This is a genomic window from Roseibium suaedae, assembly GCF_900142725.1.
Lineage (GTDB): Bacteria > Pseudomonadota > Alphaproteobacteria > Rhizobiales > Stappiaceae > Roseibium > Roseibium suaedae.
The window spans coordinates 1,374,501-1,399,057 of sequence record NZ_FRBW01000001.1 but is presented as its reverse complement, the minus strand read 5'-3'; the positions used below and the strand labels follow the sequence as shown (position 1 = coordinate 1,399,057).

Sequence of the window (24,557 nt, the reverse complement as noted above, 5' to 3'; positions counted from 1 at the left end):
ACCAGACAGGCCACATCTTGAAAGCCTCCGGGCGAATTAATGACAGGATCGCCGTCCGGGGACGTTTAAAAGCAGCCGATTAAAGAACTTCGAGACTTTCAAGATTTGTTTTGATCCAATTTTCTGGAAAGCCATTTTATGCGCCTTTGCCTCGTCGGATGCGTGCGAGATTGTGAGCCCTATCTGCAGGCCTTGTTCTCCGAGATCGAGAACCGGCACCATATTTTCGATGACTTTCGATATATATTTATCGAGAATGACTCCAAAGATTATTCGGGTCGAATACTCGAAAGGTTTCAGGCGAAGAACCCTTATGGGAAAATCCTTCGCCTACCGTCACTGCTTGAAACCCTGCCCGACCGAATTGCCCGGATTGCTCACGGAAGGCAACTTTGCCTCGACGAGGCGCGAAAACTTGGCTGGGACAGGCCAAGCGACCTTTTCCTCATTCTGGATTGCGATGACGTCTCCAGGGGCTTCTCCCTTCAACATGTGAAAAGCATTGTTGAAGGCTCAGAATTTGAGTGGGATGCGCTCTTCGCCAATAATGCTGGCTGCTACTACGATATCTTTGCGCTCAGGCATCCGCAGTGGTGCCCCGAGGATTGCTTTTCCGAGATGCGCGACAAGCCTGTTTTCATGTCAGATGCCGATGCCTACAACCTCTATGTCAAAGCCAGGCAGATAGTGATTTCCCCGAAAGGCGACCCGATCCCCGTCAATTCCGCATTCGGGGGCCTCGGGATTTACAAGTTCTCCTCGCTCAATGGATCGAACTACTCTGCCATAGGGAAGATCTGCGATGAAACCTGCGAGCATGTTCGGCTGCATGAACACATGAGAAGAGCGGGTTTCGGCAAATTATTCATTCACCCCGAGCTTCTGGTGCACCACAGGCATAAGCGGCTCAGCTTCCCGCAGAAGCTCAAACGCAGCGTGCTCAAGCGCTGGCGGCGCCTCAAGAGCAACCTCGATCTGACTTAGTGTGCCAATCTGTCGAATGGAGCAGACGTTGCCAATGCCCCGGAGTCATGCCGTAAGTTCTCTTGAAATGCCGGCTCATGTGAGCCTGATCGGCAAAACCCGCATCCACCGCCGCGGAAGCCAAGGGCACACCGGACCGGATACCTGCCCTTGCCCGCTCCAGCCTGCGCATCACCTGATAGCGGTGGGGCGATGTGCCGAAAGCTCTTTTGAACTGCCGGGCGAGCGTGAACCGGTCCAGTTCGGCGACGGTCTCAAGTTCCTCTGACTGGACACTGCCTACAGCATTCTCGCGCAGATGCTCCGCACAACGCTGCAGGCCGGGCCAGTGCAGCACGGACTTGCGCAGCCTCGCCCGCCCGCCATGACGCTGCAGACATTGGGTCAGTGCAGCGATGAGACTGTCCCGCCGCAAGCTGCCAATCGGCTCATCAAGATCGCTCAAGCCTTCGCGCAGTGCCAGCTGGAACTCCGGATCGGAAATAACCGGCGTGCTCACGAAGGGAAGTTCCGAGGCCTGTCCGGCGCTGAGAGTTGCTTCCGCCACATCCTCAGGCGGCAGATAGAGCATCCGGTAGCTCAGCCCCTCGTCTGTGCCCGCCCCGCCATCATGAAGTTCATCCGGGTGCAGCACGATGATCTGCCCCGGCAGGGAAGCCCGCGCCGCGCCCCTGTAGTGAAAGGTCTGCACGCCGCGGACGGTCAGCCCCAGCGCATAGGTATCATGGCGATGCGGCGCATAGCCCTTGCCGCTGAAACGGGCGTCGATCCGCTCAATGCCGCCCTCCTCCGCAGCCATCAGGATCCGGTCACCCGGCCGCTTGCACAAACGTTCAAGATCGACCTGATCCTCAGCTGCTAGTGTCCGCTCCATTTCCGGATTCAGGAAGCCCTTGAAGGAGTTATGCTTCATGTTCGACACCAAGTTCGTGATCACGGTCCGCGAGGATCTCGCCACCTGGCAGAAACTGAATGTTACGGCGTTTCTGGCCACCGGCGTTTCGGCCGGAACACTCGGGCTTATAGGCGAGCCCTACAAGGATGCAGCCGGTCATGATTACTATGCCATTTGCCGCCAGCCAATCATCGTTCTGAGCGCCGATGCAGCGGGCATGGACAAGATCCAGGAACGCGCCCTGTCGCGCGGCGTAGACGCAGCGCTTTATATCGACGACATGTTCTCCACCAGCCACGACGCCGCCAACCGGGAAGTCTTCAGCAAATGCGCGCCCGGCACCGCGAGGATCGCCGGCATTGCCTTTCATGCGGACAAGAAGCTGGCAGACAAGATCACCAAGGGAGCGAAAATGCACCCCTGACCAGGGGAAACTCTCCCGGTCGCAAGTTTCGCTCGACGGACGCAGTTCCTGCGGCCAATCTGGAGAGGCATGGTTCTTCATCCCAATTCCAGACTGCCCGCAGGACATCCCTTCATGACCAGCCCATCCAAGCCGGAGCGCCCCTTGCCCTTAGGCAGGGACGCCTATCCGGCATTCCAGAATATCCCCACCCGCTGGATGGACGCCGACATCTACGGCCACGTCAACAACGTCCAGTATCTGAGCTTTTTCGACACGGCTGTGAATGGCTGGTACGTCAGCCAGGGGCTGCTTGATCCGCGCAGCTCACCGACGGTCTTCCTCGTGGTCGAAACCGGCTGCCACTATTTCTCCGAACTGATCTTCCCCGAAACTGTTGAGGCAGGCATCAGAATCGAGAAAATCGGTTCGTCTTCAGTGATTTATCAGATCGGACTGTTTCAAGCGAGCAAGGAAAAGCCCGCAGCGCAAGGCCGGTTCGTACATGTTCACGTCGACCGTGAAACGCGCAGACCTCTGGCTATCCCGCAGGAAACCCGGGACAAGCTCACCCTGTTGACCGCTGGTTGAAAAGCCGTGCAAACATAGTGGACAGCATGGGAATTATCCCAAAACTATCCACAGGCTCCCCACAGCTTATCCGAAGGTTTTGAACACCCGAGCCTTTTCCCGCTGCCAATCGCGCTGCTTCTCGGTCTCGCGCTTGTCATGCAGCTTCTTGCCCTTGGCAAGGGCCAGTTCGATCTTCGCCCGGCCGACCTCGTTGAAATAGAGCTTCAACGGAACGATGGTCTTGCCTTCCTTCTGGACAGCGCCTGCCAGCTTGCCGATTTCGCGCTTGTGCAGGAGCAGCTTGCGCGGACGGCGGGGCTCATGGTTGAACCGGTTGGCCTGAAGGTATTCCGGGATATAGACGTTGTAGATCCAGATCTCGCCCTGATATTCGGCGGCATAGGACTCGGCGATATTCGCCTTGCCGTTGCGCAGCGACTTCACCTCGGTGCCCTTGAGCTCGATCCCCACTTCCAGTGTGTCTTCGATCTCGAAGTTGAACCGGGCCTTCCGGTTGTCGGAAATGATCTTCCGACCGGGCGCATCTCCGCGTTTCGGGGCCATTGTCTCTACTCTTCGGTCTTCGTTTCAAAAACATTGCCCGGCGCAGGAATGAGCCGGGCAATGGTGTCTCTATTCATTTAGCGCATGTCCTGGTCCCAAAACCGGTAGCCACTTTTGGGAGACAGGCTCTAGATAGTGCTCTTCGCCGCTTTTTAAAGCGGCAGTCAGTTCAGCAGGCCGGCATGAACCATGGCTGCGCGGATTTCGGCCTGGGTGCTTTCGGCAACAGGCACCAGCGGCAAGCGCAGGTCATTGTCCATCTTGCCGATCAGCGACAGGGCATATTTCACCCCGGCCGGGTTCGGCTCGATGAAGAGCGCCTGATGCAGAGGCGCGAGGCGGTCCTGGATCTCCAGAGCCTTCGCATAGTCCCCTGCCTTGCAGGCTGCCTGCATGTCCGCACAAAGGCGCGGCGCAAGGTTTGCCGTCACCGAAATGCAGCCCGAACCGCCATGGGAATTGAAGGCCAGAGCCGTGATGTCCTCACCGGACAGCTGCACGAAATCCGGTCCGCAATGATGGCGCTGCATGCTGGCCTTGGCCATGTTTGCGGTCGCATCCTTGACGCCCTTGATGTTCTTGCAGCTCTTGTAAAGCTCCGCCATCGTTTCCGGCAGCATGTCGATCACCGAACGGCCCGGAATGTTGTAGATGAAGATCGGAATTCCGACTTCAGCATCAATCGCCCGGTAATGCGCCTTCAGGCCCGCCTGATTGGGCTTGTTGTAATAAGGCGTGACGATCAGAAGACCATCTGCCCCGGCCTTTTCGGCAAACTTGGCAAGATCGATCGCTTCCGCGGTGTTGTTCGAACCGGCACCGGCCATGACGGGCACGCGCCCGCCGGCAGCCTCGATGCAAAGCTCGACAATCCGCTTGTGCTCATCATGTGTCAGCGTTGGGCTCTCACCGGTCGTCCCGACCGGAACAAGCCCGTCAGAGCCCTCTTTTATCTGCCAGTCGACGAAATCCTGGAACCGTTTCTCATCAAGCGCTCCGTTCGTGAACGGGGTAACAAGCGCTGGAATCGATCCGCTAAACATTTCTGGTTTCCTTAATCGTACTGACAGTTTCCACCTGCCGTCTTGGTAGGCTGGACCGGCACCATAATCCTCAGAATTGCCCGGAGCAATGGCGAAGTCCTTCGCCAGATCAGGTTCTTGATCAAGGCTGCAGCGAAGCAACAGAAACCCGTCTGGCCACCTGACAAACCACGCAGTAGTCTGCCTGAAAGCATCCCTTTCAAAGGCCTTCCTGATGTCCGTTTCCCACGCTTCTCTCACCACCGACTCACTTGCCCTGGATGTCAGCCGTTTTGCCTGGACAGGGTCTGGCGGACTTCTTCTGAGCGGCACGCGCTGGACGGCGAAGACCAGCGCCTCTGGCCAGATTTCAGGCCAGCTGGACGATCTTTGGGAACGCGCAGCAAAGCTCCCCCTCCTCTGCCTGCCCGGACTTTCGAGAAACACCCGGGATTTCGACGCTATAGCCCGGGCGATGGCAGCCAAAGGCCATCCGGTCATAGCCCTCGACTATCGCGGCCGCGGTTCCAGCTCCTGGACGAGCGACTGGCAAAGCTATTCCATTCCAGTGGAAGCAGAAGACATCGCGGCCGCGATCAAGCATCTCGGGCTGGAGCGGTTTGCAGTCCTCGGCACCTCACGCGGCGGGCTGCATGCCATGGCAATGGCGGCAACCTATGGTCCCGAGCAGATGGCCGGAATGATCCTGAATGACATTGGACCTGTTATCGAGTTCGATGGATTGAAACGGATCTCAGGCTCTGTTGGCTCAAAGATGACCTATGACAGCCTCGCATCTCTGGCCTCCAGCCTGAAGTCCGGGCTCAAAGGTCAGTTTCCAGACCTCGACAGCGCGGGCTGGGAGCAGCTTGCAATGCAGCTCGCCTCCCTTTCGGAGGCTGGCGTGACGCTGAATTACGATCCAAATCTTGGCAAGACGCTGGAAGGCTGGGACAAGGGCGGAGCGTTTCCGGACCTTTGGCCTCTCTTTGAAGCCTCAAGCCGCATTCCGGTTCTGGTCATCCGTGGTGCCCTCTCGGACATTTTGTCCGCTGAGACCGCTCAGACCATGTGTCTGCGTCATCCGGACACAAAGTGCCTCGAAGTCTCAGGCGAAGGCCACGCGCCACTTTTGTGGGATCAGCAAACACAGAACGCCATTGGCGATTTCCTGGAGCGGCTGATCTGAGCAGCACACTCCGAGTTGCAATGCCTCTGCACTACTCAAGGGCGCAGGATTTCCGCATTGAGCCGACTGATATTCTGAAGATCCACGCCTCACTTCGAGGCGCAGCAGGGCTGTGGCTTTAGGGGCCCGAATGAGTGGGGTGAAAAATCCACATTCAGAACCATGCACAAACCATAAGCCGAACTTCACATCACAGACGGCAAGAAAAAAGCCCGGCGTTTCCGCCGGGCTTTCTCATTCAAACCTTAGGAAAGGTATGAATTAGAAGGTGCGCTGTACGCGAACACCGAAGAGCAGCTCGTCCAGGTCGGCGTTGCTGTTCTTGACGTCGGTGGAAGCGTAACCCATGTCAGCACCGATCTGCAGGCCGGAAACCGGCTCCCACACGACGGAACCATCAAGAGCCCAACGGGTGACGTCGTTGTTGCTGTTAGCAACGTCTACGTCGAGGTAGGTGCCGTCCAGGGCCAGACCAACGGTCGAGGTTGCCTGGAAGTATACGCCGGCGCCAACGTTCCAACCGGTGTTGGTCTTGTTGCCGTTGTAGTCAGCAATGCCGGTGCCGAGGTAGTTCAGAGCGCCGTCTGCGTAAGCAGCCTGGAACGCAATGTTCGAACCGGAAGACAGCATCGGCAGGTTGATGGTCACGCCACCCTGGATTGCGTAGCCGGTGTGATCCTTGGTGGTGTTAACAGCCGGGTTAACGTGGTGCAGAGCACCGGCCAGCTGTGCGTTACCCCAACCCTGGTCAACACGCAGGTTAGCAACGATATCCGGGTAACGGTTGCCGCCGTATGCACCGTTTTCACGGAAGTCGCCGTCTTCGAGAGACAGGGTAGCGGAGAAGCCGTTGCCGAATGCAGCGGTGTAAGCTGCCAGGTTAACGGTGGTGTCGGACCAGTTACGGCCAACAACGCCCATGAATGCCTGACCGGTGAAGTAGTCGAAGAACGACGTAGCATGACCGAAGGTCAGGCCGCCCCACTGGATGAACGCCTTGTCCAGATCGAAGCCTTCAGCGCCATTGGTGTTGGTGCCGTAGATCGAGGTGTAGGTGCGCAGCAGACCGAATTCGGTGTTGGTGCGGCTATCGAGGTAGATGTAACCGCGAGCGCGGAAACGGTAACCATCGGCAGCGTGGTTGTTCCAAGCGCTGAGGCCCTTGGTGGTGTCAGCGAAGTTGTTGATCTGGTAGTCAGCGCGGATACGGCCGCCGACGCGCAGGCAGGTGTCGGTGCCCGGGATGTAGTAGAAGCGTGCGCCGTAAGCGTCGCAAACCTTGACGTAATCAACCGGCTCAGCAGCGACCGGCAGGTCGGCAGCCTGGGCAGAAGTGGCAGCAGCAACAGCGGCGGCGCCGAGCATAAGGCTCTTAAAGTTCATTTCTGACCTCCAAACAGTCATGTTACTGACGACTTCCTCATCTGAGGTCCGGCGCTTGCCGTAGTCATCGTTTCCCCGCGAAATTCTCTGACTTGGCCGCCGGTCGGAGGTTGGACGTCCGAGGCGGGCAAAGCAGCGCGACCCGAAAGCCGCTCGCAGTTCGAACATACGCATCCGCACCGGCGGCGCAATCTCGAAAAGCGGCAAGTACGCCTCCAGACGGCCTTTCAAAATCCGGTGTTGCCCGAATGTCACAAAATCAGGGTCAAAAGTAAGAATTCGTTAGGAATTGAGGGACTTGGCGGGGATTTTCGCTCCAACAGACGAGACTCCCAAACCGTTTCAGCCAACCGGACCCGGCGGTGCTTTGGGCAGATTTCCGCCCGATTCCGGTCTCGATTCGAGTTTCCAGCCTCTGCCTTGCGCCAGTTGGCAGGAAGGTTTTCTGATCCCGGCCTTGGCCGGCCTCATTCTCAAACGGAAAGAAATACCGGATCGGAATCACCCCGGGCGCGTCTCTTCCATGCCTTTGGCGCAGAAAGGATTCGCGAGACTGGCGGCGGAAGGAATCAACATCTCGATTTTTATCAACTCTGTTCTCAAGAGTGTTGAAAAGAGAAACCGGCCTTTCCTCTCGCCGTCGATCCGGGCTTGATCCGGCATCCATGCCGTTCCGCCTCCTGAAGGCACAGCTTTTCTGTGGGGTGAGGTTACGGCATGGATGCCATGGTCAAGCCATGGCAGGACGAAGACGGATGGGACTTCTCATGCGGAAAGGCTGACTTGGCCAGCTCCCCTTGCAAACCCATCCGCTTGTCACCCCGGGCGAGCAATGCGAGACCCGGGGCCTGCTCGCCTAGCTTTTCGCGAGAGAGCTACAGGATATCGCCCGACGCTGAGAATTGCACTTCGGTGTAAAAGTTCAGCTGAGTGTGTCTGTGCTGAAACTCTGCAAATGAGTGGGTCCCGGATCTCTGCTTCGCTGCGTCCGGGAAGACGGTTTGAGAGGTTTGGTATCAACCTCTGAATCGAAACCCCTATTTCAGGGAGATATCGATCCTGGACGCCTGACCGTCCGCATCCAGCACCGAGACACTCGCGAATCCTGCCCCGTCCGGTGTCCAGACCAGCTCCTTGCGGAACAATGCCGTTTCGACCGGCGCGCCGTTGACGAACCAGGTATAGGGACGCCGCCCGCCTTCCAGCTTCACGGTCAGGGCATGCTGCTCCTGAGGGCCTTGGGCAAGCCCGAGATCCACCAATGCGCCATCCGGCGGATAGGTGATCTTGAGCGGACGGGACTGGGCAGTGCTCTCCGGCTGAGCAACGCGGGCATGGCGAAGCGGGATCGGCAACTCGCCCGTGGTCATGGCAAGCACTCCCGCTGGGCGCTCTTTCAAGGGCTGCCTTTCGCCCTTCAGTCTCTGAAAGGCTTCGAACAGAAGCGGAGACGCACTCAAGGCACCAGTCTGCCCCGGAACCGGGGTCCCATCCGCCCGCCCTGTCCACACCGCAATGACATGCCGCCCGTCGAATCCCACGGCCCAGGCGTCTCTATAGCCATAGGATGTGCCGGTCTTGTAGGCGATCTTGGCAGCTCCGGCCGCCCAGGGCTGGGGCAGGCCGGTCAGAATGTCGCCCACATGCCATGCGGCAATCGGGTCAAGCAGCGGCAGCAGCGGATCTTGCCCGCCCCTGTCCGGGCGCACGGGCAGACCATGAGAATCGCGATAGAGGCTCAAGGGGCGGATCCGCCCCCCTTCCGCCAACGCCGAATAGAGCGTCACCAGATCCTTGAGGCTGAGCCCCAGTCCGCCGAGACCAATGGCGAGGCCCGGAGCCTTGTCCCCGGACATTGCCGGCGACACCCCTGCCCGCTTCATTCGCGCCATCAGCTTGGAAGGACCGACAGCTTCGAGCAACTGGATGGCCGGCGTGTTCAGCGACATCTGCAGCGCTTCACGAACCGTGACCCGCCCCTGATAGCCCATGTCGAAGTTGGTCGGACGGTAGCCGGCAATGTCGATCGGCCGGTCATCAACGAAGCTTTCCGGGTGGGCAATGCCCTCTTCAAAGGCCAGGCCATAGATAAAGGGCTTGAGCGTCGAGCCCGGAGACCGCAGCGCCTCGGTCATGTCTACATGGCCAAGACGCGCCTCATCCAGAAGACCGGGCGAACCGACGGAGGCGAGAATCTCGCCCGTGGCATGGTCGGCCACCAGAACGGCGGCAGAGATGCGCGGCCCGAGGCTCTGCACATAGCGCCGCACCAGCGCTTCGAGATTTGATTGAAGGTCCCGCTCAAGCGTCAGACGATGGACCGTCGCCTCCGGATTACTGGTCACGGCCTGCCGGGCGGCGTGGGCTGCCAGGAAGGGCATGTCCCGCCGTGCAGCCGGAACACTGTCTTTCTTCGCAGCCTCTGCTTCCTCGGCACTGATGACAAGAGCTCCGGCAGCCCGGGCCAGCACCCGGTCACGGGCAGCGCGAGCATTGTCCGCAAACCGGTCCGGCCGGCGGGCCTCAGGCGATTGGGGCAAGGCGACAAGCAAGGCGGCCTCTGCCGGTGTCAGGCGCGACGGCTCCTTGCCGAACCAGACGAGACTGGCGGCGCGGACACCTTCCAGATTGCCCCCGAAAGGAGCCCTGAGAAGATAGAGATGAAGGATCTCTTCCTTGGAATAGGTTTCCTCCAGCTTCAGCGCCGTGATGGCCTGATCATATTTGGCCTGGAGGGAGCGTGTGGAGCCTTCCCGGAGCAGGCGGGCAACCTGCATGGTCAGGGTCGAGCCACCGGATACGATCCGGCCGGAGGTGAGCATCTGACCGCTTGCGCGCAGAACGGCCAGAGGATCCACGCCGTGGTGCTCATGGAAGCGGCCATCCTCATAGGCCAGCAGCATCCGGATATAGAGTGGATCGACGTCGGCGAGCTCGACCGGCAGCCGCCACTTGTCATCCTTGCTCGTAAAGGATCTGAGCAGCCTGTCATTCCGGTCGAGAACGACCGGCGACAGGGTAATGCCTGCGGCACCCGCCAAGGGCGGCAGGCTCGAGACATCATAGGCGATCTTCGCGCCCGCCCCGATGGCCAGCGCGAGACAGAGAGCAGTCCCGCCGGCGGCATAGCGCATGCGCCGCCGCCAGCTTGCCCGTCTCCCGTCCCGCGCCTTGTCTTTCATCTGGGTGACAGCTCTTAGCGGACCGGTCCGAGAACCGTGAACTGGCTGGTTTCACCAATCGCGTGGCGCTCGGGGCGGTACATGTCCTCAACCGTTGCCGGCGGATGGGCATAGGTGCCGGGCGTCACCGCACGGGCCAGATAGACGAAGCTGTGCTCCGACCCATCCATGCGCGATTCATTGATGGCCACTTCAAAGCTGTCGTTCCGGAACTGGGCATGTTCGGGCTGATCCACAGAGGTCAGCCAGTCCAGAGCCGCAATGCTGCCCGACCGCACCAGCCGCGGGTTGTCGATGGCAAGGCCTGCCGGAATCCGGTCGACCACCATCAGACGTCCCGGCACTTCGCTCAGAGCCCGGACGGTGATCACCACGGCAATGCGCGTGTTGACCGGAACCGCATCCGGGTCGACCGGATTGCCGTCGAGATCATAGAGCTGACGCTCGATGGTATAGTCGTTGCCGCCTGCGGGTTCCGGCGTCACCGGCTGACCGGCGACGCTGACCAGAAGATCCGAGGCCGAAGAGCCCTGATTCTGGATCACCGCACCGTCATTTTCCAGGCTGGCCGCATCGAAGGACCAGACCAGCCGGCCATCCGACATGGTGCCATTGACCGAAAGGCTCGTCGCCTGCGCCTTGGCATTCAGCTCCTGAGCCGCCATCAGCAGCCAGGCCATATCCTGTGTGGAATAGCTCTTGGACGCTTCCTGCTCCTGCTGGACGATCTGGCTTGCCTCTTTCTGTTCGGCTTCCAGAGCGGCAGTTGATCCCGCCACATAGGTCAGGACGCCGGCACTGTCGCGCAGCGGCGTGCCGTAGTCTTCCCGGTAGTTGCGCGACGGCATCATGTCCAGAGCCTGGATCGCCGCGTCAAAGCCGGTCTTGGCACGCGCCTGCTCCCCATAGAGCGACAGGCTTGCGGCCAGCTGGGCCTTGGCAAGCGGCGTTGCGAACTGGGCAAGCTTGGCATCCAGATAATAGCGCAGGTCCCCCATGGAGGCGCGGCCATTGCGGGACAGGACATAGAGCCCGTAAGCAATCGCTTCACCGCCATTCTGGAAGTCGGACGCATAGGACAGCTGGTTTTCCAGATTGTCGAGCGCCTGGGTAAAGGCCAGATCCGGAACGGAATAGCCCTTTTCCTTGGCCCGGGTCAGGAAGTCCGCCACATAGGCATCCAGCCATGGGTCGTCATTGCCATAGCTGTTCCAGAGGCCGAAAGAGCCGTTGGAAGACTGGTTGGCCAGAACCCGGGCGATGGCCTTTGTCACCCGTTCCCGGATTTCCGGATCGGACCCAAGGCCAGCCGCACTTGCCACTTCATTGAGATAAAGCAGCGGCAAGGCCCGGCTGGTGGTCTGTTCCGTGCAGCCATAGGGATACCGGTCCAGCGCATCCAGAAGACCCGCCACATCAATACGGGCAGCCCCGCCCGCCGTGACAGTTACCTTCACCGAGCCCGGACGCAGGCCCTCATAAAGGTCGCGGTCCAGGGTCACGCTGTTGCCCGCATTGAGCGAGAAGAGCGAGCGGCGCGTCAGTTCCGGCTGGGTGTCCTTGATCGGCAGCGACATGCGCTTGACCGTCTCGGAGCCATCGGGTGCCGTCAATGCGGCATAGACCGTGGCCATGCCGGTTTCCGTGCCCGCAGCCAGCGGAACCAGAACACGGGCTTTCTTGCCAGGCTCAAGCTCAAGCTGACGGACCTCGGCAGCCCCTTCCCCGAGCTCTGCCTGTCCTTCCACCGACAGGGTCAGGTCATAGGATCCGGCGGCCCCGTCCACATTGTCGATCTCAAGCTGCATACGGGAGGTGTCGCTAGGCGCAAGGAAAGCCGGGAGGCTGGAGGTCATGACCACCGGCGCCCGCACTTCCACATCCGCCACACCGTGGCCGACGCCCTTGGCCGACCAGGCCACAGCCATGATCCGCACCTTGCCGTTGAAAGCCGGGATGTCGAAGCTGACCGTCGCCTTGCCTTCATCATCCACCTTGATCAGGCCGGAGAACAGCGCAAGCGGCTCTTCTTCCGGCGGCGGAGCATTCAGGCGCATGGCACCGCCATCCCCGCCCGAGCGGACCTTGCCGAGCGTTCCGACGGTCCGGTCGATGAGCTGGCCGTAAAGATCCCGCATCTCTGCGCCCAGACGGCGCTGGCCGAAATACCAGTCTTCCGGTGCCGGAGGCTCGAAGCCGGTGAGGTTCAGGATACCCACATCGACAGCCGCAAGCGTGACATAGGCTTCCTCGCCCGCCTTCAGATTGGCAATGCGCAGCGGCACGTCCAGCGTGGTCGACGGCAGGATATGATCCGGCGTGTCGAGCTGAACATCCAGATCCCGGTCGCCCGGCTCCACCTGAAGCCAGGTCAGGCCGACAGAGCGGCTGGGCATCCGTCTTTCCGCCAGATCCATCGGGCGGTAAAGGCTGGCCGTGACATAGGCCCCTGCCCCCCAGTCGTCGGTGACCGGCAGGGAAACTTCCGCCGTGCCTGCATCGACCGTCACTGTGCGCGAGCTGATCAGACCGCCCGAGACCACGTTGACGAGCGCAATGCCGCCTTCCTGGGAAACAAGCCGCAGAACAGCTGTTTCACCGGCCCGGTAAGTCTTCTTGTCGAGACCGACGTCGAGATAGTCCGGGGTCTCGGAAGTTGCGTCCGCGCTGTACCAGCCGGCCGAAAACTCGACGCTGGTCGCCGTCGGCATATCGCCCCGGGCCTGGATTTCCAGACGGTAGCGGCCCCATTCGACAGGCAGCGCCAGGCGGGCCGGCTCACCAGCCCCCAGATCCAGCTTGCCATTGGCAACGCGGGAGACGGAGGTAATGGGCTCGTAAGACCAGGACCCGTCACTGCGGTACCACTGATAACGGCGGTTGATCTTGGACAGGGACCAGGCGAGGCCATCGGCGGCAATCGTCTTGCCTTCCGCGTCTACCAGGATCACCTGGAATTCAGCCTGTCCGCCTTCATCCACTCCGCTTTCAAACAGCGGACGGATGCCGACGCGCGGGCCATCAGCCGTCACCGGCAGATCCAGCCGGCGCTCGACGTAACGGCCGCCGGCCTCGACCAGACGGGCAACCAGCTGGCCCTTGTAGAGCGCCGTGGTTTCCTGCAATTCCGGCAAGGTGACGTTGAAGCTCAGCTTGCCTTCGTCATCGGTCGTGAGACCGCCCGGCAGGCTGTCGCGGGACGGGTAGGTTTCGCTGTCGGCAAGACCGAACACATAGCCAGGGCGGGCCGCAAGGCTGCGCACCGGGGTCACGATCACATCCCCTTCAAGGCTCTGGCCGCTGGCCGGGGAGCCATAGAGGAACCGGGCCTCAAGCGATATCGGCGTCGGCGCCTGACGGTCGAAGACCTTTGCTTCGGTTTCCAGGGCGAAATCCACGCGCTCCGGCTGGTAGTCCTCAACGAGGAACGTCGCCTGCGACAGGGACGCGCCCTTGGGATCTGCATAGACCTCCCAGGACCAGACGCCCTGCTGGGTTCCGGAAGCCAGCGGCACATCGAGAACATAGCCGCCAAGGCCCTGATCCTGCACCACCTGACGGGAGTGCTCGACCCCATCCGGGCGGATGATCTTGAAGGTCAGCGGCAGTCCTTCCTGCGACACGGCCTTGGCCGTGCGGATCATGGCCTGGGCGTGAACGGTCTCGCCGCCCTTGTAGATACCACGGTCGGTCCAGGTGAAGACATCAAGCGGACCTGGAGCCGGACGGCCTTCAACGCCTCGGTCGGACAGATCGAAGGCGGGCTTGCGCAGATCTAGGAAGGAATAGTCCCCTTCCGCCGTCTCCGCGATCACGAGACCGGGCGCCATTCCGCCCCGGCCACGGGTGAGACCGGCCGCAAAGCGGGCCAGACCATCGCTGTCGCTTTTCGCTTCGCCCAGAATCTCGTTGTTGATGGCGACCAGACGGACGGTCACGCCTTCCAGGGCCTTGGCCGTGTTGAGCGACCGGACGTTGACGGCCACCCCGTCAGGCGCGCTGAGCGAGGTCAGCCCCAGATCGGACACGATGAACCACTGGGTCGCCATCAGGCCCCATTCATCCTTGTCGAGTTCGGAGCGGGCAGTCATGAGATAGACGCCGGGCTTCATCTCGATGCCCAGGTCCTTGAACGGAATGGCCGTGGTCACGTCGTCATTGAGGCGGTTTTCCGTCTCGACCGTGCCGGTCCAGACCTTCTCCCCCTGCTCATCGGTGATCTGTTCGCTGCCATAATTCGAGATCTGGTTCAGGAAGCGGTCATCCCGGATGGCGCTGGCCAGGGACCGGTCGCCAATGCGGAAGACTTCCGCCTTCACCTTCGAAGTGTTGACGGAGACGACCGGAATGGTCGGCTCGCCGCCGGAGGGCAGCACATAGGCCCGGCCAAGGAAATGCACGGCCGGAGACCGGTCGCGGACATAAACGGTCAGGTCGGACGACTTTTCCAGAACCTCACCATCGGCCGCGGGAAGACCCGAACGGACGGTCACCTGGTAGCGTTCCCCATGCTGGACGCCATCGACGCAGACCTGGGCATCGCCGGTCTCGACGGAAACCGAGCCCTTGCCGGTGACGGAGACATAGGGAGACATGTCCTCGCCCTTGGGCAGGGTATCGGACAGGATGATGCAGATCCGGGGCGCGGCGGCATCGGAATCCACCTGGTGATCGACAATACGGAAGCCGTATTTGTTGACCGCATCCTCATAGCGGCTGCGGACAGCGGTGCTGTCGTTCAGGGCCAGAGACGCCCGCCAGGACTTGATGGCGACCTTCCAGAGACTTTCGTTCGACAGGGCTGTTCCGAGCAGATCAAGAGACCGGGCGCGCTCATTGGGTTCGATCGAGCGCAGATAAGCGTTGATCGAAGCGGAGATGGCGTCGCGGCGCAGGCGCACGCGCTCGTTCCAGTCATCCGGGTTCTGCTGCACAAGGGCAACGACCATGCCTTGCCAGGCCTCCAGATCGGAGGGAGCAAGGGAAAGCAGGGACATCAGGCGGGATTCAGCGGTCGAGAAACTGCGGCTCGACAGAGCCTGCGCGGCCTCATCGCGCAATTGCTCAACGGTGCGGCCGCCCGGGTCCCCATTCTTCTCCACTTTCCTGGCGTAGGTGGTGGCAGCCTCAAACTGCGGCTTGTTCAGGAAGGTCAGTTCCGCCTTGCGGTCTGCTTCCTGGCTCGGGCGGCTCTGGGCCACTTCCACCACACGGCCGGCAATCGCGCCGCCAAAGCTCTGGAGCTGGCCGTAGTCCGATTTCAGGAAACACCAGCCAGCGGAGGTGTTGAAGGTGAAGGCCCGGCACTGATTGTCGCCAAGGCAGGCCAGCTTGCAGCCGTCCAGATCCACATTCTTGACCGTGCGATAGTCGGATCCGAAGAAATCGGCATCATCGATCGTGACGATGCGCCGGTCCTTGCCCGACTGCTGGGCACTGGCAGTTGAAAGGGCATCTGCGCCCAAAAGGGCGGCCGAAACTGCCGCGAGGGCAAGAACACTCCGCCAACGCGCGGACGTCTTGCGATGTGGCTGATCTGCTTTCGAAAAATGGCTCAAAAGGTTCGTGGCGCGTAAAAACATGACGCCCTCCCAGACTGAATAAAAAAACTTCAGGGGAACGGAACACGAGAACGCCGCCCGGCTCAAGGTCAAAAGTTCCCGCGTTGCGGAAAACCATTTCAATTCACCACTTGAACGAGTCTTTTTTCGCTGGCCGCCGAAGCGCGGAAATCAGAGTTTTCCGACGAGCTCTGCAATCATGGCACTGACCTCGGCCGCAGCTTTTCCTGAAGCATCAGTTTCCAGAACCGTGCGCCCGCTGCCCATGGAGGCGGCATAGGCCGTCCGGTTGCCGAGGCGCGAAGCCAGGGCCTCGTAACCAGATTCGCCCATGGCCTGCGCCATTTCGACAGTTAACGCTGCGCGTGGCGGCACCCGGTTCAGCACCAGAATGGCCGGAGTGTCTTCCCTGGCCGCCAGCTGGATGGTCTGGCTGGTCGCCCACAGATCCACCGGCGTCGGCTGGATCGGCACCACGACAAGATCCGCCGCATCGATGGCAGGCTTGGCATCCACATCGGTTTTCGGCGGCGTGTCGATGATCACATAGGCGTGATCCCTCGCCAGAGACCGGGCCTCGCGCCGGGCACCCCAGCCGGAGGCCGTGCGGAAGACGAGACCGGTCTCATCTTCGCCAAGCATCTGCTCGCGGGCCTCGAACCAGGTTCCGAGCGAGCCCTGCGGATCGACATCAAGAATGGCGACAGGGTTTCCGGTCTGGCGGGCAAGGCCGACTGCAATATGCGCCGTGAGCGTCGTCTTGCCGGAGCCGCCCTTTTGCTGCGCAACCGTGAGTATTCTTCCCGACATCCGGTGTCTCCTGTTTCCGGCTCCCATATTGCGCCGCAATATCGCCGCTGACAACAGGTCACGCAGCGGCAGAACAGACAAGCCCTTTTCTGCACTGGACGGCCCTCTCCAGATCCGGTCTGCTGTGCCCAGACTGGCAATTCAAGTTCTGGGAGGAATTCATGAGACTCAAGCCTTTGGGACAGACCGGCGTCCAGGTGTCGCAGCTTTGCTTCGGCACCATGTCCTTTGGCGGGGATGCGGATGAGGCAACGTCCGGACGCCTCTATGGCGCCTGCCGCGATGCTGGCATCAACTTCTTCGATTGTGCCGATGTCTATTCCTCAGGCGCGGCCGAAACCATTCTCGGCAAGCTGATCGCCCATGAACGGGACGAGCTGGTCATCACGTCAAAAGTGCATGGCAAGATGGGGAGCGATGCCAATTCCGGAGGCACCAACCGCCGCCACGTGGCCCGTGCCGTCGAGGCCAGCTTGAAGCGGATGAACACCGACCGGCTGGACGTTTATTTCGTGCACCGGTTCGACGACACCCTGCCGCTGGAGGAAACCCTGCGCGGACTTGAAGATGTGGTGCGGGCGGGCAAGGTTCTTTATCTCGGCGCCAGCAACTATGCCGCCTGGCAGGTGGCCAAGGCCCTGGGCATCAGCGAGCGGCGCGGCTGGAGCCGGTTCGACGTGCTTCAGCCCATGTACAATCTGGTCAAGCGCCAGGCCGAAGCGGAAATCCTGCCGCTTGCGAAATCCGAGGGTCTTGGCGTCATTTCCTATAGTCCCGTCGGCGGCGGCCTTCTGTCCGGCAAGTTCCGCCCCGGCGTGAAACCGGAGGGCACACGGCTTTCAGACAACAGCATGTATGCCGCCCGCTATGGTGAGGACTGGGTCTATGAAGTCGCCGAGCGCTTTACCGTGTTTGCGGAAGAGATGGGCGTTCACCCGGTGTCTCTGGCTGTCGCCTGGGTGGGTGCTCACGACGCGATCACCGCCCCCATTATCGGCGCGAGAAACCCCGAACAGCTTGCTCCTGCCCTGAAAGCGGCAGAGATCCAAATGACCGCGGAGTTGCGCAAGGAAATCGCCAACCTCTCCCGCACCCCGCCGCCGGCCAACGACCGGCTGGAAGATCAGAAGGGCTAACGCCGCCCCCTCACCCTAGCCCTCTCCCATCGGGAGAGGGGATCTTCTCAGGCATGGTGAGAGACCAATTTCCAAATCTCGATCGCGGAGCTCCCTCCGCTTTGCCCCTTTAACTTGGCAACGCCTCTCCTCCTCGCACCTCTCCCAAGCCTGGGAGAGGTCGGCGCGCAGCGCCGGGTGAGGGTTGACCGCTTACTTGCCACCCAGCGCCATATAGACCTTGTAGGCAGGACGGCCGGTAACGGGCAGGCCGTGGCGGGCCTCGGCCTGTTCGATTGCCTTGCGGGTTGCTGGACCAACCTTGCCGTCCGGTTCCCCGACATTGAAGCCGTTCCGGTTGAGGAGATGCTGCAGTTCCAGCCGCTGGGCCCGGGACAGGCCCGGATCATCGGTCGGCCACGGGGACTGGAACGGCTTGCTGCCTTTCACCAGCTCCGACAGGAGCGCGATGGCCAGACCATAGGACTGGGAGGCATTGTAGGACCGCAGGGCGTCGAAGTTGCGAGTCACCAGAAAGGCCGGACCCTTGTTGCCAGCCGGGCGGATCAGGCCGGTTTCAAGACCGCCGCTCAGTGCCTTGCCATCGATCCGGGTCATGCCGCGCTTGGCCCAGGTGGTCAGGTTTGCCCGCTTGGTGCGCCCCTCCGGACCGTCATAACCATCAGGCACCTTCACTTCTATGCCCCAGGGGCGGGAGTTGCTCCAGCCCGCATCCTTGAGAAAATTCGCCGTTGAGGCCAATGCATCCGGCACGGAGTTCACCAGATCCCGGTGCCCGTCGCCGTCAAAGTCGACCGCAAGACGGTTGTAGGTCGTGGGCATGAACTGGGTCTGTCCAAAGGCACCTGCCCAGGACCCGACAAAGCCTTCCACCGGCACGTGACCGGCGGAGGCGATCTTCATGGTGGTGATCAGTTCGCCCTTGAAATACTTGGCGCGCTTGCCGCCCGCACAGGCAAGGTTCGCGAGAGCATGGGGCGTATAAAAGTCGCCGCGGAACTGGCCGTAGTCGCTCTCGATGCCCCAGACCGCCAGCACCACATGCCGGTCCACCCCATACCGCTTTTCAACCGAAGCCAGCGTCTTGGCGTGTTTCTTCAGCAGCGCCTTGCCGTCCTTGATCCTCTGCTCATCCACGAGGAAGGCCATGTAGTCCCAGATCGGGGTTTCATACTCGGGCTGGGAGGAGGAAAAGCGGATGACCTTCTCATCGAACTTGGCGCCATCCAGCATGCGGGCAGCCACCTGTTGGGACACACCGGCGGAAATGGCCTCTTCCTTCAACCCCGCAACGCACCGGTCGATCGAAGACGCTTCCACGGCTTCTGCACTGGCCAAAGCCGCAAAAGCTGCTGTTACCGTTCCCAAGGCTTGCCGTCTGCCAAACATAGTCACCCCCGCATTTTGCTCAAATCAAAGGTGATTCTGTCACGTGGCAGTGCCGCAATTGGGGCAAAACCAAGTCATCCACGGCTTTCGCACCGTTTTGCGAAGTTTTTCTGCCTTTCTTGACCGTGCCCTCACGATTTCGTGAGCACCTCCAGCTTCGGGACCAGCTTCCGCAATGTTAATATTGTCTCAATCCGACACCCCTAGGCTGGACCGAGTAATTCTTTGACCAACTTGTAATATCGATCACTTCAGGAGACTTTCAGAATGCGGAAAGGTCTAGTTGCAGCCGCCATTCTTGCTTTGGCTGCCTTGACAGCCACTGCCAGCGCGAACCCGGGTGGCCAGTTCTTTGATCCCAATACGAAGAAGTGGGTGGATTTCGGCCCGGCATACGGCGGCAAGTCTCCGATCAAGCGGCAGACTGTCCGCTACGACGGCCCCTATTCCGCAGGCACCATCATCGTCGACACCACCGAGCGCCGCCTCTACCACGTGCTGCCCGGCGGCAAGGCGATGAAATACGGCATCGGCGTTGGCAAGGAAGGGTTCCAGTGGGCCGGATCCAACCGCATTTCCCGCAAGGCCGAATGGCCGGGCTGGACACCTCCGCCGCAGATGCGCGCCCGTGAGCGCGCCAAGGGCCGGATCCTTCCGGCTCACATGGTCGGCGGCCCGAACAATCCGCTGGGCGCCCGCGCCATGTATATCGGCTCGACCCTGTACCGCATCCACGGCACCAACCAGCCCTGGACCATCGGCAGCGCCGTTTCCTCCGGCTGCATCCGCCTTGCCAATGACGACGTGATCCACCTCTACAATCACGTCCAGGTCGGCTCGAAGATCATCGTGAAGCGCTAAGCTTCTTACCGCAAAGTCCCTGCGCCCCGTCGCTTTTGGCGGGGCGCAGACGTCCTGGTTACCCGGCCGCTCCCGCGCCCAGCGCCTGAGCCAGAAGCGCTTGCGCGGCGGACTTGGCCGCCTGTGACGGATCCGGATCAAAGCCCATGTGGGCTGCAACGATTGCCCCTTCCTTCAGGATCAGAAGCTGACGGGCCAGCAGACCGGGATCAGTGGCACCCGCTGCCCTGGCCATCGCCTCAAGATCCTTTTTCAGAAGCCGCTTGTGCTCGGCAGACTGGGCGTGGATCGGATGTCCGGCTTCCGGATATTCCCCGGCCGCCTTGATGAACATGCAGCCGCGAAAATCCGGCTCGGCAAACCACTCTCCCAAGGCGTCAAAGACTGCGATCAGCTGTCCGGCAGGTGACGGAGACAGGTCCGCGATCCGCCGCATCAGCCAATTGCGGAAGTTCTCGTCGCGCAGACGCAGGACCGCCAGGATCAGCTCTTCCTTGGTGCGGAAGTGCTTGAACATGGTGGTCTTTGAAATGCCCGTCTCCAGCACCAGCGTGTCCATGCCTGTGGCATGAAAGCCATCCCGGTAGAACACCGTCAGCGCCTTGCGGACAAGCTCGTCCCGTTTGCTTGGTCTCATTCTTCCCATTCCGAACTGACCTGTACAGTTAGCAAGCCGGCCTGCCCTTGGCAAGAAGGGCGGGTTTTCTGTTGTTAATCCGCATTCTGAGCGAAACCAAAGCGACCCTGACAGCTCCAGACGGAAAAAACTTTCTGGCTCACCAATTGACAAACTGTAGAGATCTGTCCACTTATAAGCAATCAAACTGAACAGATCAGTTCATATACAGGAGATTGTGATGTCCCGCCCGCCCCTGCCGCCCTTCACCGAGGAAACTGCCCGCCAGAAAGTCCGTACCGCCGAAGACGGCTGGAACAGCCGGAATCCGGCCAAGGTCGCCCTCGCCTACTCGCCGGACAGCCAATGGCGGAACCGGTCTGAGTTTCCGAAGGGCCGGAGCGAGATCGAGGCCTTTCTGGCTGCCAAGTGGGAAAAGGAACAGGACTACCGCCTGATCAAGGAACTCTGGGCCTTCACCGGCAACAGGATCGCCGTGCGGTTTGCCTATGAATGGCGGGACAAGACGGGCCAGTGGTACCGGTCCTACGGCAATGAAAACTGGCAGTTCGACGCCGACGGCCTGATGGAGTTGCGCTACGCCAGCATCAATGATCTTCCTATCGAGGAAGGTGACCGCCTGTTCCACTGGCCGCAGGGCCGCCGCCCGGACGATCATCCGGGTCTGACCGATCTCGGTCTCTGACAGCTCTCCGGAGCACCAGAACCGGAACCTGAAAAGGAACCAGCCATGTCTCAAGGTCTCGCCGATATTGCCTTCACCCCCGCCGTGAAGGCCCGCCAGGAAGAAGAGGGTGTCAGCGGCCTCTATGCGGACAGCGCTTATTTCGTACCGGGCAAGCCGGTGCTGGGTGACGCAGAGCGTGAGTTCATCGAGGCGCGCGACGGGTTCTACCTGTCGACCGTATCCGAGACGGGCTGGCCCTATTCCCAGTTCAAGGGCGGTCCTCAGGGGTTTTTGAAGGTGCTGGATCGCCACACCCTTGGCTACGCGGAATTCCGGGGCAACCGGCAATATATCTCATCCGGCAATCTGACGGTGAACGACCGGGCCTTCCTGTTCCTGATGGATTATGCCAACCGGCGCAGGATGAAGGTCTGGGCAAAGGTCCGGGAACTGCCGCTTACCGGCAATGAAGATCTGGCAGCCAGATTGATCCCGGAGGGCTACCGCGCCCTGCCCGAACGGCTCGTGGTGCTGGACGTGGAAACCTATGACTGGAACTGCCCCTCGCATATTCCGCAAAAGGTCAGCCGCCAGGCCGCTGAAGCCCAGATTTCCCGGCTCCTGCTGCATATCCGCCAGCTGGAAGAGGAAAACGCCGAGCTGAAGTCATTTCTGGCGCCAGGAGAGTGACGGCACGGAATACTGGATCCCGGATCTCCGCTTCGCTGCGTCCGGGATGACAAACGGTTGCGTTTGTCTGCTCCCCGCCTCAGCGCTCCCGGCTCAGGCCCTTCTCGCCGAGCTCCTTGAGATACCCGCCCCAGTGCTTGTCCTTCTCATGGGCCAGTTCCAGGAAATAGTTCCAGGTGAAGATGCCGCTGGAATGCATGTCGTCGAAATGGATGCGCACGGCGTAATTGCCGACCGGATCGATCCCCATGATCTCCACGTTGCTCTTGCCCGGGATGGTCCTCTTCTGGGAGGGATTATGCCCCTGCACCTCGGCGGAAGGGGAACAGACGCGCAGATATTCGGCGCTGTAATCGTGGGTCTCGCCATTGTCGAAGCCAACGGTCAGGGTCTTCTTGTCGGACTTCAGCCGGATTTCAACCGGCCATGCCTTTTGCGCGTCACTCACGTCTCATTCTCCGGTGCAGCAAGAGCCCGTGACCATAAGCCCCTGACTTCAAAGATCAAGACGGGGATGAGCGGCAAGCACGAACTGGTATTGTTCCAAACAAAATACCCTCCCTGAAACCAAAGCCCGCTGCCGTTCCCATTTGGGCTATTCTGCCCGGAGAGGTCACTGCGTGGATGCCATGGTCAAGCCCTGGCAGGACGGATGAGAGGGACTTTCTCTTTCAGGAGGCTGATTTCGCTAGTTCTCCCGTCCCGAACCCAGCAATCCGTCGTCCCGGACGAAGCGGAGCGGAGATCCGGGATCCACTCGTTCGCAGAGCTTGTCTTGGAGCACCAACGGCTCGCAGTCCAAAGGACTCAGAATGCCGTTTCGGCAGAACTGCTGCAGCGTCCCTTGACCGCTTGCGCTCCCGGACAAGCAAGTGGGCCCCGGGTCTCGCCATGCTCGCCCGGGGTGACGTGGTTGGGTGCGGAGAGGTCTCCAAGTGACTGCGGCTCATGGAAGGTGCATCACCCGTCCTGCCCGGCCTCCTTTACCGCCTCATAGCCGTCGAGAGCAGCCTGGCGGGCCTTGGTGTGGTCGACGATGGGCTTCGGATAGGTCTTGCCAAGCTCGACCCCCGCCTTGCGCAATGCAGCCTCCGGAGCATCAAACGGCGCATGGAGATAGGCCGTGTCGAGCTTTGCCAGTTCCGGCACCCACTTGCGCACGTAATCTCCTTCCGGATCGAATTTCCCGCCCTGGGTCATGGGATTGAAGATCCGGAAATAGGGCGCGGCATCCGCGCCGCTGCCGGCCACCCATTGCCAGCTGGCCGAGTTGTTGGCCAGATCCGCATCCACCAGCGTGTCGCGGAACCACTCCTCGCCATGGTGCCAGTGAAGGCGCAGATGCTTGATCAGGAAGCTGGCCACGATCATGCGCACCCGGTTGTGCATCCAGCCGGTCTGCCAGAGCTCGCGCATGCCGGCATCCACGATCGGATAGCCGGTCTGGCCAAGCTGCCAGGCCTTCAGGTCCTCCGCGCTGTCCCGCCAGGGATAGGCATCGAAGGTTGGCTTCCAGTTTTCTTCCGGCAGCTTGGGGAAGTGATAGAGCAGATGATAGGAAAATTCCCGCCAGGCCAGTTCGCTCAGGAACTTCCAGCCATCGCCCTCGTCCTTCGGAGCCTGTTCCAGATGGCGCAGGGTCTCGTGCCAGACCTGCCGCGGCGAGATTTCGCCGAAATGGAGATGGGGCGAAAGGCGCGAGACATTTGGCAGATCCGGCCGGTTGCGCAGCTCGCCATAGCCCGTCAAGCCATCTTTCAGGAACCCGGACAGGCGGCGGGACGCCCCCTCCTCGCCCGGTGACCAGAGGACGTCCCAGCCCTTTGCCCAATCGGGACGCTTCGGAAGCAGAGAGAAGCTCTCCAGATCGTCGCTGCCGCAACCGGATACGACCTCGATGGTTTCCGGCTTCGGCAAGGCCTCGGGAACCTCGATCTCCTTCGCGGCGCGCCAGAAGGGCGAATAGACCTTGTAGGGGCCACCGGTCTTGGTCTTCAGCTCGAAGGGCTCATGCAGCAGCGCCGCCTTGAAGCTGCGCACCTCGATGCCCTTTGCCTTCAGATCCGCCTTGATGTCGCTGTCACGGGCAATGGCATGAGGCTCATAGCACCGGTTCCAATAGACGGCCTCAAGCCCCATCTCCTCCACGAGATGAGGCAGGATCAGCCGCGGATCGCCCTTGCGCAGCACCAGACCGGGCAACGCCTTTTTCAAGGCGGCCAGAGAGTGATGCAGCCACCAGTGGCTCGCCCCCGTCAGCGGATGGGTGTCCCCCACGGCCTTTGCGTCTTCCAGAATGAAGAGCGGCAGGACCTTGCCTTTTGCGGCGGCTTCACAAAGGGCGGGATTGTCGGCAAGGCGCAGGTCCTGGCGGAACCAGACAAGGGTGGTCATGAGATCAGCGGTCCAAATCATCTAGCAAGATCAGATAGGTGATACGGCATATGGCGCGATCGGATCACGTGAACAGATTGCCAGATGACGCAAATCCGCACATTTGTGATGCCCTCTACGCATATGCCCGCCTTGAAGCCGGTCACGTTAGGAGACATATTGCAGTCATGATGACGCGCCGGGCCAAACCGGCGGGTATGAGGGAGCATGCAATGAG

The 24,557-nt window shown here is 60.9% G+C and carries 20 protein-coding genes; 9 read left to right on the top strand and 11 right to left on the bottom strand.

The genetic code is table 11. The features are described 5' to 3' along the window. Window positions 1-138 precede the first annotated feature (138 nt). Window positions 139-984, top strand: a complete 846-nt coding sequence (locus BUA94_RS06285) for a glycosyltransferase family A protein (protein ID WP_073010185.1) — start codon at window positions 139-141, stop codon at window positions 982-984. On the opposite strand, the gene BUA94_RS06280 is transcribed toward BUA94_RS06285, so the two are convergent. Next, complete coding sequence (locus tag BUA94_RS06280) at window positions 959-1,897, bottom strand: AraC family transcriptional regulator (protein WP_235860450.1); 939 nt, start codon at window positions 1,895-1,897, stop codon at window positions 959-961. The genes BUA94_RS06285 and BUA94_RS06280 overlap by 26 nt on opposite strands. Between BUA94_RS06280 and BUA94_RS06275 the strand changes: the two genes are divergently transcribed. Further along, complete coding sequence (locus BUA94_RS06275; RefSeq protein ID WP_073010181.1) at window positions 1,896-2,303, top strand: DUF2000 family protein; 408 nt, start codon at window positions 1,896-1,898, stop codon at window positions 2,301-2,303. The two genes, BUA94_RS06280 and BUA94_RS06275, sit on opposite strands and share 2 nt — an antisense overlap. A gap of 114 nt (window positions 2,304-2,417) precedes the next feature. Beyond that, window positions 2,418-2,873: an acyl-CoA thioesterase gene (locus tag BUA94_RS06270; protein WP_084081726.1), complete on the top strand. Its 456-nt coding sequence runs from the start codon at window positions 2,418-2,420 to the stop codon at window positions 2,871-2,873. Window positions 2,874-2,939: 66 nt separating this feature from the next. Here BUA94_RS06270 and smpB read toward each other — a convergent pair whose 3' ends face one another. Together smpB and dapA are read right to left on the bottom strand one after the other, a co-directional pair. Next, entirely contained in the window at window positions 2,940-3,419 is a 480-nt protein-coding gene (gene smpB, locus BUA94_RS06265; protein ID WP_073010179.1) for an SsrA-binding protein SmpB, read from the bottom strand. A 164-nt stretch (window positions 3,420-3,583) separates the two neighbouring features. After that, on the bottom strand, window positions 3,584-4,462 hold the full coding sequence (gene dapA, locus BUA94_RS06260) for a 4-hydroxy-tetrahydrodipicolinate synthase (protein ID WP_073010175.1): 879 nt from the start codon (window positions 4,460-4,462) through the stop codon (window positions 3,584-3,586). A 214-nt stretch (window positions 4,463-4,676) separates the two neighbouring features. Here dapA and BUA94_RS06255 point away from each other — a divergent pair, with 214 nt between their 5' ends. Beyond that, on the top strand, window positions 4,677-5,630 hold the full coding sequence (locus BUA94_RS06255; protein ID WP_073010171.1) for an alpha/beta fold hydrolase: 954 nt from the start codon (window positions 4,677-4,679) through the stop codon (window positions 5,628-5,630). A gap of 261 nt (window positions 5,631-5,891) precedes the next feature. Here BUA94_RS06255 and BUA94_RS06250 read toward each other — a convergent pair whose 3' ends face one another. Beyond that, complete coding sequence (locus tag BUA94_RS06250; protein WP_073010168.1) at window positions 5,892-7,013, bottom strand: porin; 1,122 nt, start codon at window positions 7,011-7,013, stop codon at window positions 5,892-5,894. A 298-nt stretch (window positions 7,014-7,311) separates the two neighbouring features. On the opposite strand from BUA94_RS06250, the gene BUA94_RS23270 reads away from it, so the two are divergent. Further along, a complete protein-coding gene (locus BUA94_RS23270; RefSeq protein ID WP_139251024.1) occupies window positions 7,312-7,668 on the top strand; it encodes a hypothetical protein in 357 nt (118 codons plus the stop codon). A 382-nt stretch (window positions 7,669-8,050) separates the two neighbouring features. Here BUA94_RS23270 and pbpC read toward each other — a convergent pair whose 3' ends face one another. From pbpC to parA, 3 genes are all read right to left on the bottom strand, one after another. Further along, window positions 8,051-10,195 carry a penicillin-binding protein 1C gene (gene pbpC, locus BUA94_RS06245; protein WP_139251023.1) on the bottom strand — a complete coding sequence of 715 codons (2,145 nt, stop codon included), beginning with the start codon at window positions 10,193-10,195 and terminating at the stop codon, window positions 8,051-8,053. Between the two features lie 14 nt (window positions 10,196-10,209). Continuing rightward, window positions 10,210-15,777 carry an alpha-2-macroglobulin family protein gene (locus BUA94_RS06240; RefSeq protein WP_073010162.1) on the bottom strand — a complete coding sequence of 1,856 codons (5,568 nt, stop codon included), beginning with the start codon at window positions 15,775-15,777 and terminating at the stop codon, window positions 10,210-10,212. Between the two features lie 150 nt (window positions 15,778-15,927). Next, the gene (parA, locus tag BUA94_RS06235; RefSeq protein WP_073010159.1) at window positions 15,928-16,566 is read right to left on the bottom strand and encodes a ParA family partition ATPase; all 639 of its coding nucleotides are present in this window, start codon (window positions 16,564-16,566) and stop codon (window positions 15,928-15,930) included. Window positions 16,567-16,727: 161 nt separating this feature from the next. Between parA and BUA94_RS06230 the strand changes: the two genes are divergently transcribed. Continuing rightward, window positions 16,728-17,702, top strand: a complete 975-nt coding sequence (locus tag BUA94_RS06230; RefSeq protein ID WP_073010156.1) for an aldo/keto reductase — start codon at window positions 16,728-16,730, stop codon at window positions 17,700-17,702. A gap of 192 nt (window positions 17,703-17,894) precedes the next feature. On the opposite strand, the gene BUA94_RS06225 is transcribed toward BUA94_RS06230, so the two are convergent. Next, window positions 17,895-19,091 carry a lytic murein transglycosylase gene (locus tag BUA94_RS06225; protein ID WP_073010153.1) on the bottom strand — a complete coding sequence of 399 codons (1,197 nt, stop codon included), beginning with the start codon at window positions 19,089-19,091 and terminating at the stop codon, window positions 17,895-17,897. Between the two features lie 267 nt (window positions 19,092-19,358). On the opposite strand from BUA94_RS06225, the gene BUA94_RS06220 reads away from it, so the two are divergent. Continuing rightward, window positions 19,359-19,952 (top strand): L,D-transpeptidase, encoded by a 594-nt coding sequence (locus BUA94_RS06220; protein WP_073010150.1) that lies wholly within the window; start codon window positions 19,359-19,361, stop codon window positions 19,950-19,952. 58 nt (window positions 19,953-20,010) lie between these two features. Here the strand turns inward: BUA94_RS06220 and BUA94_RS06215 are convergent, their stop codons facing one another. Continuing rightward, window positions 20,011-20,589 (bottom strand): TetR/AcrR family transcriptional regulator, encoded by a 579-nt coding sequence (locus tag BUA94_RS06215; protein WP_073010147.1) that lies wholly within the window; start codon window positions 20,587-20,589, stop codon window positions 20,011-20,013. A gap of 220 nt (window positions 20,590-20,809) precedes the next feature. On the opposite strand from BUA94_RS06215, the gene BUA94_RS06210 reads away from it, so the two are divergent. Both BUA94_RS06210 and BUA94_RS06205 read left to right on the top strand, forming a co-directional pair. Then, window positions 20,810-21,274, top strand: a complete 465-nt coding sequence (locus BUA94_RS06210; protein ID WP_073010144.1) for a nuclear transport factor 2 family protein — start codon at window positions 20,810-20,812, stop codon at window positions 21,272-21,274. Window positions 21,275-21,319: 45 nt separating this feature from the next. After that, a complete protein-coding gene (locus BUA94_RS06205) occupies window positions 21,320-21,946 on the top strand; it encodes a pyridoxamine 5'-phosphate oxidase family protein (RefSeq protein WP_073010142.1) in 627 nt (208 codons plus the stop codon). 79 nt (window positions 21,947-22,025) lie between these two features. On the opposite strand, the gene BUA94_RS06200 is transcribed toward BUA94_RS06205, so the two are convergent. Then, on the bottom strand, window positions 22,026-22,394 hold the full coding sequence (locus tag BUA94_RS06200) for a gamma-butyrobetaine hydroxylase family protein (RefSeq protein WP_073010140.1): 369 nt from the start codon (window positions 22,392-22,394) through the stop codon (window positions 22,026-22,028). A 512-nt stretch (window positions 22,395-22,906) separates the two neighbouring features. Further along, window positions 22,907-24,340 (bottom strand): cryptochrome/photolyase family protein, encoded by a 1,434-nt coding sequence (locus BUA94_RS06195; protein ID WP_073010136.1) that lies wholly within the window; start codon window positions 24,338-24,340, stop codon window positions 22,907-22,909. Window positions 24,341-24,557: the final 217 nt, after the last annotated feature.